This window comes from Candidatus Villigracilis saccharophilus, from assembly GCF_016711665.1.
In genome coordinates this window covers 1-16,510 of sequence record NZ_JADJSO010000014.1, presented here as the reverse complement: position 1 = coordinate 16,510, position 16,510 = coordinate 1, and the positions used below count along the sequence as shown (strand labels likewise).

Annotated in this window: 16 protein-coding genes; 9 read left to right on the top strand and 7 right to left on the bottom strand. The window is 52.7% G+C overall.

Annotated features, from left to right (window positions below; translation table 11 throughout):
* Window positions 1–23 precede the first annotated feature (23 nt).
* Window positions 24–380: a cytochrome c3 family protein gene (locus tag IPL17_RS05470; protein WP_345306069.1), complete on the bottom strand. Its 357-nt coding sequence runs from the start codon at window positions 378–380 to the stop codon at window positions 24–26.
* Between the two features lie 205 nt (window positions 381–585).
* Window positions 586–837, bottom strand: coding sequence for a hypothetical protein (locus IPL17_RS05465; RefSeq protein ID WP_345306068.1), 252 nt, complete (start codon window positions 835–837; stop codon window positions 586–588).
* 334 nt (window positions 838–1,171) lie between these two features.
* Between IPL17_RS05465 and IPL17_RS05460 the strand changes: the two genes are divergently transcribed.
* The 6 genes from IPL17_RS05460 to IPL17_RS05435 all read left to right on the top strand — a co-directional run bounded on the left by IPL17_RS05460 (window position 1,172) and on the right by IPL17_RS05435 (window position 9,238).
* Window positions 1,172–3,250, top strand: coding sequence for a hypothetical protein (locus IPL17_RS05460; RefSeq protein WP_345306067.1), 2,079 nt, complete (start codon window positions 1,172–1,174; stop codon window positions 3,248–3,250).
* Entirely contained in the window at window positions 3,165–3,461 is a 297-nt protein-coding gene (locus tag IPL17_RS05455) for a hypothetical protein (protein ID WP_345306066.1), read from the top strand. The genes IPL17_RS05460 and IPL17_RS05455 overlap by 86 nt, the downstream gene beginning before the upstream one ends.
* Window positions 3,462–3,742: 281 nt before the next feature.
* Window positions 3,743–4,804, top strand: a complete 1,062-nt coding sequence (locus tag IPL17_RS05450) for a hypothetical protein (RefSeq protein ID WP_345306065.1) — start codon at window positions 3,743–3,745, stop codon at window positions 4,802–4,804.
* 220 nt (window positions 4,805–5,024) lie between these two features.
* The gene (locus IPL17_RS05445) at window positions 5,025–6,191 is read left to right on the top strand and encodes a cytochrome c3 family protein (protein WP_345306064.1); all 1,167 of its coding nucleotides are present in this window, start codon (window positions 5,025–5,027) and stop codon (window positions 6,189–6,191) included.
* Window positions 6,191–7,351, top strand: a complete 1,161-nt coding sequence (locus IPL17_RS05440; protein ID WP_345306063.1) for a hypothetical protein — start codon at window positions 6,191–6,193, stop codon at window positions 7,349–7,351. The genes IPL17_RS05445 and IPL17_RS05440 overlap by 1 nt, the downstream gene beginning before the upstream one ends.
* A 198-nt stretch (window positions 7,352–7,549) precedes the next feature.
* Window positions 7,550–9,238 (top strand): NapC/NirT family cytochrome c, encoded by a 1,689-nt coding sequence (locus IPL17_RS05435; protein WP_345306062.1) that lies wholly within the window; start codon window positions 7,550–7,552, stop codon window positions 9,236–9,238.
* Between the two features lie 83 nt (window positions 9,239–9,321).
* On the opposite strand, the gene IPL17_RS05430 is transcribed toward IPL17_RS05435, so the two are convergent.
* Window positions 9,322–9,702 (bottom strand): zinc ribbon domain-containing protein, encoded by a 381-nt coding sequence (locus IPL17_RS05430; protein WP_345306061.1) that lies wholly within the window; start codon window positions 9,700–9,702, stop codon window positions 9,322–9,324.
* A gap of 141 nt (window positions 9,703–9,843) precedes the next feature.
* On the opposite strand from IPL17_RS05430, the gene IPL17_RS05425 reads away from it, so the two are divergent.
* A complete protein-coding gene (locus tag IPL17_RS05425) occupies window positions 9,844–10,464 on the top strand; it encodes a guanylate kinase (RefSeq protein WP_345306060.1) in 621 nt (206 codons plus the stop codon).
* Window positions 10,461–11,249 carry a rhomboid family intramembrane serine protease gene (locus tag IPL17_RS05420; RefSeq protein WP_345306059.1) on the top strand — a complete coding sequence of 263 codons (789 nt, stop codon included), beginning with the start codon at window positions 10,461–10,463 and terminating at the stop codon, window positions 11,247–11,249. The genes IPL17_RS05425 and IPL17_RS05420 overlap by 4 nt, the downstream gene beginning before the upstream one ends.
* Before the next feature lie 67 nt (window positions 11,250–11,316).
* On the opposite strand, the gene IPL17_RS05415 is transcribed toward IPL17_RS05420, so the two are convergent.
* The 4 genes from IPL17_RS05415 to IPL17_RS05400 all read right to left on the bottom strand — a co-directional run bounded on the left by IPL17_RS05415 (window position 11,317) and on the right by IPL17_RS05400 (window position 15,887).
* Complete coding sequence (locus tag IPL17_RS05415) at window positions 11,317–12,273, bottom strand: ABC transporter permease (RefSeq protein WP_345306058.1); 957 nt, start codon at window positions 12,271–12,273, stop codon at window positions 11,317–11,319.
* Window positions 12,274–12,282: 9 nt separating this feature from the next.
* Window positions 12,283–13,362, bottom strand: a complete 1,080-nt coding sequence (locus IPL17_RS05410) for an ABC transporter permease (RefSeq protein WP_345306057.1) — start codon at window positions 13,360–13,362, stop codon at window positions 12,283–12,285.
* A 69-nt stretch (window positions 13,363–13,431) separates the two neighbouring features.
* Window positions 13,432–15,198: an ABC transporter substrate-binding protein gene (locus IPL17_RS05405; protein ID WP_345306056.1), complete on the bottom strand. Its 1,767-nt coding sequence runs from the start codon at window positions 15,196–15,198 to the stop codon at window positions 13,432–13,434.
* 305 nt (window positions 15,199–15,503) lie between these two features.
* Window positions 15,504–15,887 (bottom strand): DUF1232 domain-containing protein, encoded by a 384-nt coding sequence (locus IPL17_RS05400; RefSeq protein ID WP_345306055.1) that lies wholly within the window; start codon window positions 15,885–15,887, stop codon window positions 15,504–15,506.
* A 170-nt stretch (window positions 15,888–16,057) separates the two neighbouring features.
* On the opposite strand from IPL17_RS05400, the gene IPL17_RS05395 reads away from it, so the two are divergent.
* A partial coding sequence (locus IPL17_RS05395; RefSeq protein ID WP_345306054.1) for a hypothetical protein occupies window positions 16,058–16,510 on the top strand: 453 nt, incomplete at its 3' end.

Here is a 16,510-nt window from a genome sequence, read left to right as displayed (position 1 = left end):
TGTGTTCGTTTGGAACGACAAGGCTATTTTTTATCAGAGGGTTTGCCGGGGTCTTTGCCTACAAGCGCCCAGGAAAGTATGCCGCCGATAAGCATGCCTGCAAACACCAGCGTCCAGGAGGGCATTTTTACTCCGCCGGTAACAGGGGCGGCGGGTTCTTCAGTCGGCTCGACCGTGACAGCGGCCATCGCGGCGGGTGTGGTGACAACCTCCACATCAAGACCGGCGTCGAGCATTCGGCTGGCCTCATGCAGATCAGTATGGCATTCATCACAGGTCTGCACAGCAACGATCAGGGTGTGATTCCTGTCTTCGCCCATGTGGCAGTTGACACAACTTAGTCCGGCTTTGAAATGAGTGGAGCCAAGGATGGATTCCATTTCTTTCTTATGGCAGTTCTCGCACACTGTGCGCGAGCCATCGGAAATTTTCAAACCCTGGGAATGCTGTTCATGGCAGCTCACACACGTCAGGCCGACCTTTCCATGCTGACTGAGCGCCAATTGCCCGGCTATATTCTCACCGGCCACATCGGTATGGCAGACCAGACAGGTGGTCGCTTCACTTTCAACGGTATATTTTGTTTCAGCTGGGATGACTGCCAGCGCCGCCTGCCAGTTTATGGCAAACCAGACAGCTTACATTACCAGTGTTGTGATGACTTCCTTCCCACAGGGTGGCAACCTTGGCGTGACAACCCATGCAGGTCTCAATATTGGGATCCTGAAAGTCTGCTGTCGCAGAGACTTTTTGAGAAGGGGAAAACACCAGAACCGAAAACACGGCGATCAGCGCAAGCGCCACTAGCGGAACGATCAATTTTTGAGTTTTTTTCATATTACACATTCTCCCGAAATACAGAAGGATTTATCCGATTTGATGTTAATTGTTAATACCCGGCTAAGTAAGTGCAGACTGTCACAAACCAAGATAATGAATGTCACCCAAGTTTTAATCAAATTCTCATTCTTATGACATATGTCACTTGGAATTGAAGCCTTATTAACTGGATTTTAATGAAGAACTGCAATAAAATCCTAGAATATCGGACAACAATGTCCGATTTTTCGTGAAAATTAACACAAAAAATTCCTGGAGGCACAATCGAAAAAATAAAATGTAAGTAAATAAGAAAGTTATGTTTGAAACTTAATAAGGAGAATGTAAAGAAATGTCACTTAAGAAAATGCTCGTTCTAGTTGGTTTAGTACTCGTAGTTGCTGTCGTACTGGCAGCCTGCGGCGCCGCCGCCACACCGGCCCCCACTGAAGCACCGGTAGTCGTTGTTGAACCCACCGCCACTGAAGCCCCGACCGCTGTGCCCACAGTGGACCCGGCTATTGAAATTACAGCGATCTTCGCCGAATCCGGTCATGCAGATGCCGCGGCTGAAGCTTTTATCCATTGGGACGCAGAAACTGAAGTCCCCACCTCCTGTGCAAAATGCCACAGCGAAGCCGGCTTTGTTGACTTCATCGCTGATGGTTCCGTAGATGCGGCTGCCGCAGTTCCCAATGCGCCGTTCACCTGCACCATGTGCCATAACGATGCCGCCGATGCTTTGACCTCGGTCACATTCCCGTCCGGCGCAGTTGTCGAAAACCTTGGCCCAGAGGCTCGTTGTATGACCTGCCATCAGGGACGCCAATCCAAAGTCAGCGTTGATAAGAAGATCACCGACTTTGCAGTGACCGACATGGATGTCGTTGTTGAACCCATCCCCGCAGTAGACGCCAGCGGCGCTCCTGTTCTGGACAAAGATGGCAAAGCCACAACCGTTAAATTCAGCTTCCCGAATGTCCATTATTTTGCCGCTGGCGGCACACTGTATGGATCACAGGTCAAGATGGGTTATGAGTATGAAGGCAAGAGCTATGATGCCAAACATGCCCATGTTGACGGCTTCAATACCTGCCTCGGCTGCCACGATCAGCACAGCCTCGAAGTTAAAGTTGAAGCTTGCGCCGAATGCCACGAAGGCGTTGCCTCGGTTGACGATCTAAAGAACGTCCGCGAGCCATCCTCAAGCAAAGATTATGACGGCGATGGCGATAAAGAAGAAGGCGTAGCCTTTGAAATCGAAGGTTTGCAGGAAACCCTGTACACCTCGATCAAGACCTATGCAACTGAAGTTGTCGGCACTGGCATCGTTTACGATGCGGCCACCAACCCGTACTGGTTCGTTGATGCTGATGGCGATGGCGCCATTGACCAGGTTGACGGCAAGAATGTAAGCTACACATTCTTCACCGCCCGCTTGCTCAAGGCCACCTACAACTACCAGGTTTCCGTCAAGGATCCCGGTGCGTTCGCCCATGGCGGAAAGTACATGATCGAATTGCTTTTTGACTCGATCGAAGATGTGAATTCCAGTGAAAAACTGACCACTATTTTTGATGCCGCCACCCTGACCCGCGAAGATCCCGGTCACTTCAATGGCGCGGCTGCTGCCTTCCGCCATTGGGACCTCAACGATGACGGCACCCCGTCCTATACAGTTGAAGCTGCCTGTGCCAAGTGCCACAGCGGTTCTGGTCTCCCCACGCTCCTCGCGGGCGAGACAATTCCTGAAGAAGGCGTTCCCGCCGGCAACGGTCTGATGTGTGTGACCTGCCATGACGGCGCCAACTTCCCGGCCCGCTATGTAGTCAATGAAGTAACCTTCCCCTCCGGCAAGGTTGTAACCTATGGTGAAGGCGCCGACTCCAATTTGTGCCTCGAATGTCACCAGGGCCGCGCCTCCAAGAAGTCAGTGGATGATCGCATTGCCACCTTCCCCGGCGCTGCTGAAGCACAAGATGTCGTCGTTGAGGCGATCAAGGATGCCAATGGCAAGGATCTCAAGTTCGGCTTCATCAATGCCCATTACCTCGGGATTGGAGCATTCTGGTTCGGTACCGATGCCCAGGGCTTCTATGAATACGAAGGCAAGACCTATGTGGGCGTCAACCCGCATCCTGAAGTGAACGGTCAGCCCGGTTGTGTTGGCTGCCATTCTCCCCATAACGGTGAATGGGATGTCGCTGGAACATGCGCGACCTGCCACGCCGGCATCACAGATGTTGACGAAATCCGCTGGGTTTCAGACACCACTGACTGGGACGGCGACGGCGACGCAAAAGAACCGATCCGCATGGAAGTCCGCCCGCTGCGCGATGCGATGTATGCTGCAGATCAAAGCCTATGCCACAAAGACCGTTGGTACCGGCATTGCATACGACTCCAATACCTATCCATACTGGTTCGTTGATGCTGACGGTGACGACAAAGCTGATGTTGTAGACGGCAAGAAAGTCTCCTACACCACCTGGACTCCCCGTTTGCTCAAAGCGGCCTATAACTTCAATTTCCTGCGCAAGATCCCGGGCTCATTCGTTCACAATCCGAAATACGCCCTCCAGATCCAGATCGATACAATTGAAGATCTCGGCGGCGATATCAGCAAGTACACCCGCCCATAATTAATAAATAACAAAGGGGTAAATTCGATGGCGGGCGCAATGCGCCCGCCATCTCTTTAAACGACAAGAAAGGGGAGAACACTCAAAAAAACATCATCAAACGCAAAACCATTAATCTATTTCTCATTTTTGTGACATTTGTCACATGGAAACACGCAAAATTAACTGGATTTTAATCTGATTTTGACTTAAACTATACAAACTAGTGGATTACATGTCCACTGCCCTGTAGTGAAAAAACTACAATTTTATGTTCAAAGCAAAAAGGAGAATGTAAAGAAATGTCACTCAAAAAAGTACTTTTGCTCGTTGCTGTCCTTCTTGTTGCATCTCTGGTGTTGACCGCCTGCGGAACCGCCGGACCTGAAGGCCCTGCTGGTCCCGCTGGCCCTGCCGGCCCTGCCGGCCCTGCCGGCGCTGATGGCACTTCCGCTTCAGCCGCTGACCTGACCTGCACCGAATGCCACAACGATACAGCCATCATTACCAGCAAGAAAGCCAACTGGCAGGAATCCCTGCACGGTCAGGGCGTTGCCTTCATTGAAGAAGGTGGAAACAAGTCCTGCGCATTCTGCCACTCCGGCGCTGCCTTCAGCGCTGCTGTTGCAGCCGGCCAGAACTTCAGCCAGCTTGAATCCGGCGATGCCAACCCGACCCATCAGGATTGCCGCACCTGCCATCAGATCCACGTCACCTATACCGGTGCCGACTGGGCTCTCGAGACCGAAGCTCCTGTGACCACCGTCACCAGTGGCGCGACCTTCGACGGCGGCAAGGGCAACCTGTGCGCCAACTGCCATCAGGCCCGCCGCTACATGGCCAACTTCGCCTCCAAGGATAGCGCTGGCGTTGTCATCCCCGACAAATTCACCCCCACCGCCCGCTTCAACACCCACTACAGCGTTCAGGTCGACACCCTCATGGCCACCGTCGATGTTAATGCTGCTCTCGGTGTAGACGGCAAACCCGGCGCGCATTATTCCATGGTCGAAGACACCTGCGTAGGCTGTCACATGGGCGAAGCTGGTAACCATCGCTTCTTACCAGAAGTTGGCGCTTGTGTCGCTTGCCATGCTGATGCCGAAAGCATCGACATCAACGGCGCGATCACCGCTTTTGAAGAGAAAGTCGTTGCCTTGAAGACCGCTTTGGTTGCTAAGGGCCTGATGAACGAAGACGGCACCAACGTTCTCAAGAACGGCGATGCCCCAGTTCAGTTGGATCCCCCGCAGGCCGCCGCACTCTTCGTCTATCACCTGATCGAAGAAGACGGCAGCAATAGCGCTCACAACCCGAACTACTTCAACGCTTTGGTTGACGCTTCCCTCGAAGCACTGAAGTAATCACATAATCCGCAAGGATAAGTAAACACGATGGCGGGCGCGATGCGCCCGCCATTTCTTTTTAACAGGATGACTACTTTCGATAAATCATGTAAAATGAAGGATATTAATCACTACGGTTTACATGACGTGGATTGTAAAATTGGGATCGTTGCCCCATGACATTGAATGAACTTGTCATAGACAAATTTTTTTTATTAAATGGCTCCAGGAGAATTCAATGAGACGACTAAGAATAGCGCACGCGTTGCCCTTTCTCGCAGGACTTGTGCTGGTCGCGCTCGCCTTGGCAGGTTTCAGGTCTGAACCGGTACGCGCCGCGCCTCACGCCAACATACCTGGCGCGCCCGCTGCGCAAGAAGTTGATAACAGCGTCTGCCTGGCTTGTCACAGCAAAGCAGACTTTACCTTGACGATGTCCGGCGGGGAAACTCTTTTATTGACCATTGATGAAGAAAAGTTCAGCAAGTCTGTCCACGGTGAGAACGAGGTTGCCTGCACAAGCTGCCATACTGACTTCACCGGATTCCCACACCCGGAACTGAAAGCATCCAGCCCGCGCGAGATCGCCACCACGTATTACACCACCTGCCAGCAATGCCACAGTGAACAATACTCAAAAGTATTGGACAGCGTCCATCAGACGGCATTGGCTGGCGGCAACTTGAACGCCGCAGTCTGTACCGACTGCCACAATCCGCATGAGCAAACCCGCCTGACGAACAAGGATACTGGCGAGCTCCTGATCACCGCCAAATTGCATATCCCGCAGACCTGCGCGAAATGTCACAGCGGAATTTACGACACCTACAAATACAGCGTCCATGGCGCTGCGCTGACCGAACTTGGGAATCTGGATGTGCCGACCTGCATCGACTGTCACGGCGTGCATAACATTCAAGACCCCACCACCGCCCAGTTCCGAAATGAAACACCTCAGTTGTGCGCGAAGTGCCACGCCAATGACACGCTCATGCGCGCCTACGGACTCTCCACGAATATCTTGAACACCTATGTATCAGATTTTCACGGAACCACTGTCACACTCTTTGAAAAAAATTCCCCGGATCAGCCCACCAATAAACCGGTCTGCACCGATTGTCACGGCATCCACGATATTTCAAAAGTGGACAACCCGCAAACAGGCATCGCGCTAAAGAATAACCTGCTCATTAAATGCCAGCGCTGTCACCCAGACGCGACCTCCAACTTCCCGGATGCCTGGATGAGTCATTATGTCGCCAGCCCGGATAAATACCCGCTGGTATATAACGTCAACCTATTCTACAAATTCCTCATCCCGGGCGTGTTGGGCGGCATGGGCGTGTTTGTAATTTCAGATATTGTTCGACGGCTGATCGAACGCCGTAAAGGAGCCGCTCATTAATGGCCAAGACATCCGCTTCTTCAGAAACAGAACGCAGCTACGAGCGCTTTCCCCTTGCCCGGCGCATTGAACATTTGATCATGCTCTCATCCTTTACCACCCTCGGGCTGACGGGGTTGGTACAAAAATTCGCAACCAGCCCAACTTCACAGTTTTTGGTCAGCATCATGGGCGGCGTTGAAAACACACGCAGTATCCATCACTTCGCCGCCATCGTTCTTATGCTCGGCACCATGTGGCACATCGTTGTATTTGGTTACAACTTTTTCGTTCTGCGTACAAGCTTAAGCATGCTGCCCGGCCCGAAAGACGCGCTCGACGCGCTGCAGGCCTTTTTATACAATGTCGGTTTGGGGAAACTTGTCGGCTTTGGAAAGACCCGTCCGCAAATGGGACGCTATACCTTTGAAGAAAAAGCCGAGTACTGGGCGTTCGTCTGGGGCACGGCGGTGATGGGCGTGACCGGCTTTTTGATGTGGAACCCGATCACATCCGCCAAATTCCTGCCGGGCGAAATCATCCCGGCCGCCAAAGCCGCGCACGGCGGTGAAGCGGTACTGGCAGTGCTGGCCATCATCCTCTGGCATTTTTATGGCGTGCATATTAAATTCTTCAACAAAGCCATGTGGACCGGCAAGATGACCGAAGAGCAAATGCAGCACGAACATCCGCTTGAACTGGCCGCGATCAAAGCCGGGACCGCAGACCGCAGGCCTGACGAGATGACCATTCGCAAACGCCAGAAGATCTACTTCCCGATCGCTTCCGTACTCGTCCTGGGCATGTTAGGCGGCATCTATGGCTTTATCAACACTGAAGAAACGGCGCTGACCACCATCCCGCCGCAGGAAGGGCAGCTGGTCGAAGTCTATGTCCCGCAAACAGCCACTCCGCGCCCGACCTCGACTCCGACACTTGTGCCGACCAATACCCCGCTTCCGACGGCTACGACAGATGCCTCAGCAACACCCGAAGGAACTCTTTCAGCAGAAGGTACGCCCACAACAGCCGCAGCAAGTTGTCAGCTGGGATGGAGCCGTGGGTCCCTTATTCACGCAAAAATGCGCGGGCTGTCACGGCGCATCCGGCGGATTGAATTTATCCACGTATGCAGATGCGATCAAGGGCGGAGTATCCGGTGTTGTCTTCACCGCCGGTGATTCTGCCAACAGCATTATGATCGTGAAGTTTGAAAGCGGAAAACATGCTTATGCTGAACTTAGCGCTGAGGAGCTCGCCCAGATCAAAGCCTGGCTGGATGCAGGCGCACTGGAAAAATAGCAACTTAAACAGCGCACGGGTTTATAATAAAGGCAGATGCATTCGCCATGCATCTGCTATTTTTTTCGGAGGTGTCTATGAAAAAGTTATTGGAACGGTTGGGAAAGTTTTTCGTACCGGAGCCAGGCTCTTCACGCTGGACATATATTCTGCCATACCTGACGCTGATCATTGTGTTTGTGATCCTGCTGGCAGGCGGGATGTATGGATGGGAATATTCAAACTCCACAAGTTTCTGCGGAACTGCCTGCCATACCATGCCGCCCCAGAGTGTTGTGCATGCAGATTCTCCACATGCCAATGTCACCTGCGAAGAATGCCATATCGGGCGCGCTTCCTTCTCCAATCAGTTGATGCGCAAGACACAGGGATTGAAAGAAACATATTACGAGATATTTAAGCTTTATGAATATCCGATCCGCGCCACGGCTCTGCGCCCGGCACGCGATACCTGCGAAAAATGCCATCTGCCGGAAACCTTTGCCCACGACAGCCTGCGCACCATCAAGCATTTTGCCAGCGACGAAGCTAACACCGAATCAACCACCTACCTGATCCTGAAGACTGGCGGCGGAGACGAACGTGAAGGCCTTGGAAAAGGCATCCACTGGCATATCTCGAACAAGGTCCAGTATTACGCCACGGATCCGCTGAATCAGGAAATCCCGTATGTACGCGTCGCCAACGATGACGGCACATTCACCGAATATACCGATGTGGAATCCGGTTTTGACGCAGCTTCCATGGATGAAAGCCAGCTCAAGGATATAGACTGCACCACTTGTCATAACCGTGTGACGCACAACTTTGAAGTCCCGACCGAATCTGTGGACCAGGCCATGGCTGGAAAATTGATCCACCCTGCCATTCCCTCCATCCGCGCCAAGGCGGTCGAGGTGTTGAGCGTCAAATATGAAACCCGCGATGAAGCCGTCAAAGCCATTGCCGCGGTTGAAGAAGATTACAAGACCAACTATGCTGATTTTTACGGTCAGAATACCGGGATCATTCAGGCATCTGTGAAAGAGATCCAGGCCATCTATGACCGCACCGTATTCCACGATCAGGAAGTTGACTTCACCACCCACCCCAACAACCTGGGGCATATCAATTCGCCCGGCTGTTTCCGCTGTCATGACGGGAAGCATTTGAACGCGGAGAATGAAGCGGTGCGGCTTGAATGTAACTTGTGCCACTCGATCCCGATCGTGACCGAACCAAAAGATCTGGTGACGAACATCGAGATCAACAGCGGCGGCGTGGAACCGGAGTCACATCTCAACCCCAATTGGATCAGCCTGCATAATCAATCTATAAACGAATCCTGCGTCGGCTGCCACACCATTGAAGGCATGGGCGGCGTGAGCAATATCTCTTTCTGCTCGAACAGCGCCTGCCATGGAAATGTGTACACCTACGCAGGCTTTGACGCTCCCGCGCTGCGCGAGATATTGAAAACTCAAATTCCCACCCCGGCTCCGGCAGCATCTCCTACCGCGGGAGGCTCAGGCTATGACGGCGCCATTGGTGAACTCTTCAAAGCAAAATGCGGAGCCTGTCACGGTGACGCAGCTTCCGGTGGGTTGAATGTCACCACCTACGCCGATCTGATGAAAGGCAGCAAGAGCGGCGCTGTGATCGTCCCGAATGATTCCGCCGCAAGCCTGTTGATCAAGATCCAAAGTGAAAAGCACTTCTTCAACCTTTCTGCAAATGACCTTGACCTGGTCACGCAATGGATAGACGACGGAGCAAAAGAGAAGTAATCTCCACACAGCAGTAATGAAAAGTCATAAATAAAAAATCACCCTGAAGAATTAGCTTCAGGGTGATTTTTTATCAAGAGGAATTATTCATCACCTGTACTGTCAGCGCCAAGATCAGGCAGGGCTGATTCGATCTCATCCGGGCTTTGCCCGGCTTCCAATCGATCGACCACATCATCGAATTCCGGGGGCAAATCCTCTCCCATTTCACTGCCCATCTTGCGCATCATCTGCCCAAGCGCTTTGGGATCATCCTCGATGCCCTCAAAACCAGAGAAATCACTGGCGACAGATTCCATGCGGCTTTCCTCAGAGCGCGCAATGCGCACTTTTGTCATGCGGCGGCGAACATTCCCGCTTTCACAATGCACACAATGCACAGGTTTCTTTCCATATTCGCTGAAGGTCATGAAGACTTCAAAGCGTTTTTCACAATGATTACAGATAAAGTCATAGGTCGGCATGAGCTAATTTTACCGCTTCATGAAAAAATTTGTACGAAAACCTATTCGCAAACAGCAGGGGGACGCAATCTTTGAATCTGCGGATGGATATGACTTCTGAAAGGCGCAATGAAGAGCGTGTCTCTTTGGTACAATACCCCCATGACCAATACATTCGAACTTCGCAAACCTGAGCCGCTCCTGATCGTGATCTCCGGCCCCTCCGGCGTCGGTAAGGATTCAGTCGTCCAACGCATGATGGAGCGCGGCCTGCCATTCCATTTCGTGGTAACCGCCACAACGCGTGAAAAACGCGAGAGCGAGGTGCACGGCAGGGATTACCTGTTCGTTTCAGATGATGAATTCGCCCACATGATCGAGCATAACGAACTGCTTGAGTACGCGATCGTCTACGGCGATTACAAAGGCATCCCCAAACAGGGCGTGCGCGAGGCTTTCGCCAGCGGGATGGATGTTATTATGCGCGTGGATGTGCAGGGCGCAGAGTCGGTGCGCAAGGTTGCGCCAGAGGCTTTGCTGATCTTCATCACCTGCGAGGGCGAGGATGAATTGGAACGCCGTCTGCGCGAACGCAAAACTGAAACCGCCGATTCGCTGTCCCTGCGGATCGCGACCGCGCGCAAGGAATTACAGCGCATCGAAGCATTTGATTATGTGATCGTCAACCAGGATTTCCATTTGGACGACACCGTCAACAAAGTGCGCGGCATCATTGAATCGGAACATTTGCGCGTTAAGCATCGCAAGGTTGATCTTGGATGAACGAACTCCCCGCTTCACCCTATCACACTGAGCCTGCTCCTGCTGCCCAATCAGTGCGCGTGGCCCTGCCAACCATCGCGCCAACTGTTACGTACACGCTCATCGCGGTCACGGTGTTTGTTTATGTTTTGCAATTATTAAGCGTGGCGGTGCTGGGATATGCCGCCAATCAAATTGACTGGCTCGAAGTGTATGGCGCGAGATTCAACTCGGTCATTCGCGCGGGGGAAATCTGGCGCTTTATCACACCGGTATTCCTGCACGGGTCGATACCGCATATTTTCTTTAACATGTATGCGCTTTTTTCGATCGGCACATTATTGGAACGGCATTTCGGACACGCCAGATTCGCGCTGTTATATTTTCTGGCGGGATTCAGCGGCAATGTATTCTCTTTCCTTTTGACCGGTGAAAACGGATATTCAGTGGGCGCATCCACGGCGGTGTTCGGACTGATTGCGGCCGAAGTCGCATTCTTTTATCACAACCGTAAGTTATTCGGCGGTCAGGCCCGGCAGGCGATCAGCAACGCCGGGGTGATCATCGCCATCAACCTGTTCATCGGGCTTTCACCCGGCATTGATAATTGGGGGCATGTGGGCGGCCTGTTGGGCGGCGCCATGTTCGCATGGTTCGCCAGTCCGCGCTGGGAGGTTACCGGCATCTCTCCAGATTTCCGTTTGCAGGATACGCGGGAATTCCCCGAGATCGCATTAGGAGCCGGGCTGGTCATTCTTGTCTTCGGGGCGCTGGCGGTCTGGGGAATATTCTTTAAGGTTTTATGACGAAATCACAAAAATCAAAAACGCGACCTATGCTGCGGTCGCGTTTTTGATTTAACAAGAAAATAGGTTATGAACTTACATGCACCAAGCGCGGGTCAAGCGCATCGCGCAAGCCGTCGCCGATCAAATTGAACGAAAGCACGGTGAGCATGATAGCCAGCCCGGGATAGAACACAAGATGCGGGGCCGTGAAGACCTGGTTCCGTTCGGCGCCAAGCATGGAGCCCCATTCAGGCGTGGGGGGCTGCGCGCCCAATCCAAGGAAAGACAGCGCGGCCGCATCCAAAATAGCGGAGGCTATGCCCAGCGTTCCCTGCACGATCAGCGGAGTCAGCGCGTTCGGCAGAATACACTTGAAAAGGATCTCATACGTATTGCCGCCAAGCGAGCGGGTGGCTGAAACAAAGTCCATTTCACGGACAGACAACACTGAGGCACGCATTACACGCGCATAGGCCGGGATGGAGACAATGCCGATCGCGAGCAGAGCATTGATCAGGCCGGGGCCAAGAACCGTCACAATGGCAATCGCAAGCAACAGCGAAGGAAATGCCAACAGGACGTCCATCACACGCATGATGAGGTTATCGATCCAGCCGCCAAAATAACCGGCCAGCGCGCCAAGGATGGTGCCAATAATGATGGCAAAACTTACAGTGGAGAGACCGATCATCAAACTCAGGCGCGCGCCATATAACATGCGGCTGAATTCATCGCGCATATTTCCGTCGGTGCCCATGATGTGCTGCGGCTGTTCTTGCGGACATCCCAAAAGATAAATGCAGGGGGAAGACCGCTTCTGGATATCCTGCGGCGGTTTTGTATCCAACATGGAAAGTGTGGGGCTATAGGGGGCGATCCACTGCGCGGTCAGGGCAATGGTCACAAGAATAGCCAGGATGATCATGCCGACAATGGATGACTTGCGCCGAAACAGCCGATGCCATGTGATCTGCCACAGGCTTGTCGATTTCAGCGTGAGGGCTTCGGAATCCAGTTTTACAGGGGTTGCAGCGATTGTCATGATCAATTCCTAGTTCAAGCGGATACGGGGATCGAGGTAGGCATAGGAAACATCCACGATGAGGTTTAATAAAACAAAGAACATCGCGATGACAACCGTGAACCCTTGCACAATGCCATAATCGCGGGCCGTGATGCCGTCATAAAGGATGCGGCCGACGCCGGATAAATTGAAAACAGTTTCGGTCAGAACCGCGCCGCCCAGCAAACCGCCCAAGGACAGACCGATCACAGTAGCAAGAGGCAGCAAGGCATTTCGAAATGCGTGCTTCAAAATCACGGAACGCCGTCCCATGCCTTTGGCGCGCGCAGTGCGGATGTAATCCTGACCAAGCACTTCGAGCATGGCAGAGCGCGTCATACGGGCGATCAACGCCATCGGAATGGTGCTCAGGGCAAAAGCGGGAAGGATAAGATGAATAAGTGCGTCTTTAAATAATGCCCAGTCGGCTGTCAGCACGGAGTTCAGGATGTTCATTCGAGCAAGGAAGTCAACGATCGTAAAAGAGAAGGTATCTTCCTTGACCTGCATCCCCCAGGTTTCAAAAAATGGAACTGTTGTGATCCCGGCGCTCAGGCGGCCGGAAGGCGGCAATTGAAAAGGCGTATCTTTTAAGGCGAGCGCAAAAACATACGCCAGCATTAATCCAAGCCAAAACACGGGCATGGACACACCCACGTTGGCCCACATCATGGTGACCACATCCACCCATGAGTTATGGCGGACCGCGGAGATCACGCCCAAAGGAATACCGATAAAAATACTGACCATCAGAGCCGCAAAACTTAACTCAACCGTGATGGGCAGGCGTTCCTTCAACAATTCAGTGATGGGTTTGGAGTATCGGAATGAAGTTCCGAAATCACCCTGAGCGATCTCTCCAACATACACCCCGAATTGAACGATGATGGGTTTGTCCAGCCCATGACGATGGTTAAATTCATCACAGACCACTTTGGTGGCTTTCTCCCCCAACATGGCGCGGCAGGGATCCCCGGGGATCAAGCGCGCCAGCGCGAAAGTGGCGAATAAAATACCAAATAAAACCGGAATGCTGAGAAAGAGTCGTCGGATGATATAAGTGGTCATATCGGTTTAGGGAGAACCCCCGCCAAGATGACTCTTGACGGGGGTCTAATAGGTTGTGCGGGATTGAAATTACTGAGCCGGAGGAGCGTTCAGGAAGGAGCCGAAGAGGCCGCTCCAATAGGAGAACGCGCCGGTGTTGCCGGTGTGGAGCGGGTTGGCAGCATCCCATTGAATGGAAAGTGATGAAATCACATCTTTCGCATCCAGATCGGTACCGTCAGAGAACTTGACGCCAGGGCGCAGTTTGAAGGTCCACTCGGTCAGGTCAGCGCTGACTTCATAGGACTCGGCGAGGGAAGGCTCAACAGCTGTTCCGCCGGTTTCGTAAGCGAGGAGGGACTGGGTCACCTGTTCGCAAGCGCGCAGTGATTCGCCGTCGGTCTCATCTGCACAATACAGGGAGATCGGTTCAGCATTCTGCATCCAGACGAAGGTATCGGTGCCGTTGGACATGACCGAGAACTCTTCGTTGCCAAGCGGGCTGGCAAAGGCGCCTTCAACGGAAGCCTTGAAGGCAAGAGCGGAACCACCATGAGCCACAGGGATCATCGGCACGTGAGTGCGGATGGCATTGTTGGCGGCGGTGTAGAAAGGTTCGCGTTCAGAATCGGAAGCGAGCTGAGCGCCCTGGGTCAAAGCTTCGGTGATGTCATCGAACTTATCGCCGAATTGCTGAGAAGCGCCGGCGCCGAAGTGGTAACCAAGGAAGTTGGTCTGGTCAGGATAGTCAGCGCCCCAGCCCAGCATGTGCAGGCCTTGTAACTGGCCGGCATCCGCCGCAGCGAGGAAAGCGCCGGATTCCATGACTTCGATGTTGAGGGTGATGTTCAGGTTCTCTTTCAACTGAGCCTGAAGATCCTGAGCCACAACGTTGGGATCGGGCAGGTACCCGCGGACAACGTCGCGGTAGTTCAAGACGGTTTCGAAACCATCCGGGTAACCGGCTTCGGCCAAAAGCGCCTTGGCAGCGGTGGCATCAAAAGCGTACCATTCATCGCCTACGCAGCCGTTCGGGATGGAGCAGGGGGTGAAGTGAGAGGCAACTTCGGAACCAGCGGGGTAGAAATTATCCACGATGCGCTGGCGGTCGATGCCCATGGCAATGGCCTGGCGGACTTTTTCGTTGGCCAAAGGATTGGCGGCATTATCGAAGCCGTCAACCTTGGGGTTGTTGTTAAAGCCGATGTACATGATGTTGAGGGCCGGGCGGTTGAAAAGAGCCAGGTTGGAATCACCTTCAACAGTGGCGAAATCATCGGGACCAACATTGTCGATACCGTCAACAGTACCGGACTGCAGTTCGAGCAAGCGTTGGGCTGACTCGGTGCTCCACTTGAAGACCAGGGTTTCAGCGCCGACATTCTCGCCCCAATAGTTGGGGTTCTTCTTGAGCACCAATTGGTCGCCGCGGACCCAGGAATCAACGATGTAGGGGCCGGTGCCGACGGGCTTCTCAAGCAAGTCGCCATTGCCGCCAGAGGCTTCGAGATATTCAGAAGGTTGAATGGCAAAGGATGTGAAGGCGATCTTGGATGGGAAAGCGGGGTCAGGCACACAGAGTGTGATCTTGACGGTCAATTCGTCCACCGCTTCGATGGACTTGAATTCGCCGCCGTATTCACAATCGGTTGCGGAATAGCTGGTGTCGGTGACAACAGCCTGATTCGCAACAGGCGCTTCAGTAGCCGCAGGCGCTTCGGTGGCTGCGGGTGCTTCGGTAGCAGCAGGGGCTTCAGTGGCTGCGGGCGCTTCGGTGGCCGCACCGCCGCCGCAGGCCGCAAGCAAAATGCCTGCCAGCACTACCAGCGAAAGTAGAACAGATATATTTTTTTTCACGTTTCTCCTCCTTAGAGAAAATGTGTAATGATGGAGGTAAGGGGAATTAACAGGTAGCTCTCCTCTGCCTCCCGACAAGTCAAGATTATACAGCAAAATTAATCCACGATAGAAAGTGGATTCCAGACTTCATGGCTTTTCCAAGACCAGGAAAAATCGACTCAAATTAGGTGAAAAACAAAAGGCGCGAAGTACTCCCTCAAAATTCGCGTTCCAAGTAGTTAAAAAAACAAGACTCATCAGGCGGTCCTGGAATACCCCTATGGACACTGACACAGTCAGATATCAGCCTCCGTGTTTTGTTTCTATCCCTGCCCTACCTTCCAATCCTTATATTTGTGCAGATCCTGTTCGATCAGGATCAAACACGCGCCCATCACCGCCACATCATCCAGTTGACCGATCAGCGGCAGCACGTCAGGAACCATATCGAATGGATTAAGCACATAGATCAGTGTGAAGACACTTGAGGCGATCACACCATAAGGGATCTGACGATACGCCCCAGCCCAGTAATCCTTAACGATGGCGATCAGCAATTTGCCGTCTTCGATAAAGCGCGCCAGCGGACCTTTGGCGCTGAATTTCCTTTGTATCTCTTCAGACTTGGTAATTACTTTTTGGATATCTTTTTGCGTGACATTTTGCGCCCCTTCTTTGACAATTTCTTCGCTCAGATTTTCGGGCATTCGATCTACTCCTTTTCACTCTGCGTAGGATACGAGAGTGATGTGATTTGATTGTATCAAAAACAGAAGGCAATTCACACCGCCTCTTTTTATTAGCCTGCCAGCTTTTTTATGGAATCTGGAACTTTTATCTGCCCGTCTGCGTCATTGCCTGTAATGGAGACTAGAAAATGAAAAATACTTTATCCCTATTCCTGGTTATGTTCATTTTTGCTGTCAGCGCCTGCGCTCCCCAATTGACGGTGACCCCGCTTCCAGTTGCGACCGAAGCGACACAGATCCCCATGACCGAAGTGCCCGCAGAGAAATCCTACACCAACAGCGCGTTCGGATTCGGTTTTCAATTCCCATCCAGTTGGTTCGGCCCCGAGGAATATATTTCCGACCAAACCCTGCGCGTTGAAGTGGGCTCGGACAAGGTTTATCCCTATGGGACAGACCCTTTGGAACGGGTCTACGATCTCAAGAATTCCTATAATGTCGTGATCCAGTATTCGAAGAACGATCAGAACCAGGTTTGGAAGGATACGTACCAAACGCTGGTCAACTTGAAGGATGGTGAATCGGTTTCGGATGCGAGGAGTCTGACCATCCGCGTTCGGCAGTTCAGCTTGGGCGGGTTC

Coding starts and splice junctions, on each gene's coding strand:
- IPL17_RS05455 (WP_345306066.1), top strand. CDS start 3,165: ATGCTGCAGATCAAAGCCTATGCCACAAAGACCGTTGGTACCGGCATT.
- IPL17_RS05450 (WP_345306065.1), top strand. CDS start 3,743: ATGTCACTCAAAAAAGTACTTTTGCTCGTTGCTGTCCTTCTTGTTGCA.
- IPL17_RS05470 (WP_345306069.1), bottom strand. CDS start 380: ATGGAATCCATCCTTGGCTCCACTCATTTCAAAGCCGGACTAAGTTGT.
- IPL17_RS05420 (WP_345306059.1), top strand. CDS start 10,461: ATGAACGAACTCCCCGCTTCACCCTATCACACTGAGCCTGCTCCTGCT.
- IPL17_RS05465 (WP_345306068.1), bottom strand. CDS start 837: ATGAAAAAAACTCAAAAATTGATCGTTCCGCTAGTGGCGCTTGCGCTG.
- IPL17_RS05415 (WP_345306058.1), bottom strand. CDS start 12,273: ATGACAATCGCTGCAACCCCTGTAAAACTGGATTCCGAAGCCCTCACG.
- IPL17_RS05445 (WP_345306064.1), top strand. CDS start 5,025: ATGAGACGACTAAGAATAGCGCACGCGTTGCCCTTTCTCGCAGGACTT.
- IPL17_RS05435 (WP_345306062.1), top strand. CDS start 7,550: ATGAAAAAGTTATTGGAACGGTTGGGAAAGTTTTTCGTACCGGAGCCA.
- IPL17_RS05400 (WP_345306055.1), bottom strand. CDS start 15,887: ATGCCCGAAAATCTGAGCGAAGAAATTGTCAAAGAAGGGGCGCAAAAT.
- IPL17_RS05440 (WP_345306063.1), top strand. CDS start 6,191: ATGGCCAAGACATCCGCTTCTTCAGAAACAGAACGCAGCTACGAGCGC.
- IPL17_RS05410 (WP_345306057.1), bottom strand. CDS start 13,362: ATGACCACTTATATCATCCGACGACTCTTTCTCAGCATTCCGGTTTTA.
- IPL17_RS05430 (WP_345306061.1), bottom strand. CDS start 9,702: ATGCCGACCTATGACTTTATCTGTAATCATTGTGAAAAACGCTTTGAA.
- IPL17_RS05460 (WP_345306067.1), top strand. CDS start 1,172: ATGTCACTTAAGAAAATGCTCGTTCTAGTTGGTTTAGTACTCGTAGTT.
- IPL17_RS05425 (WP_345306060.1), top strand. CDS start 9,844: ATGACCAATACATTCGAACTTCGCAAACCTGAGCCGCTCCTGATCGTG.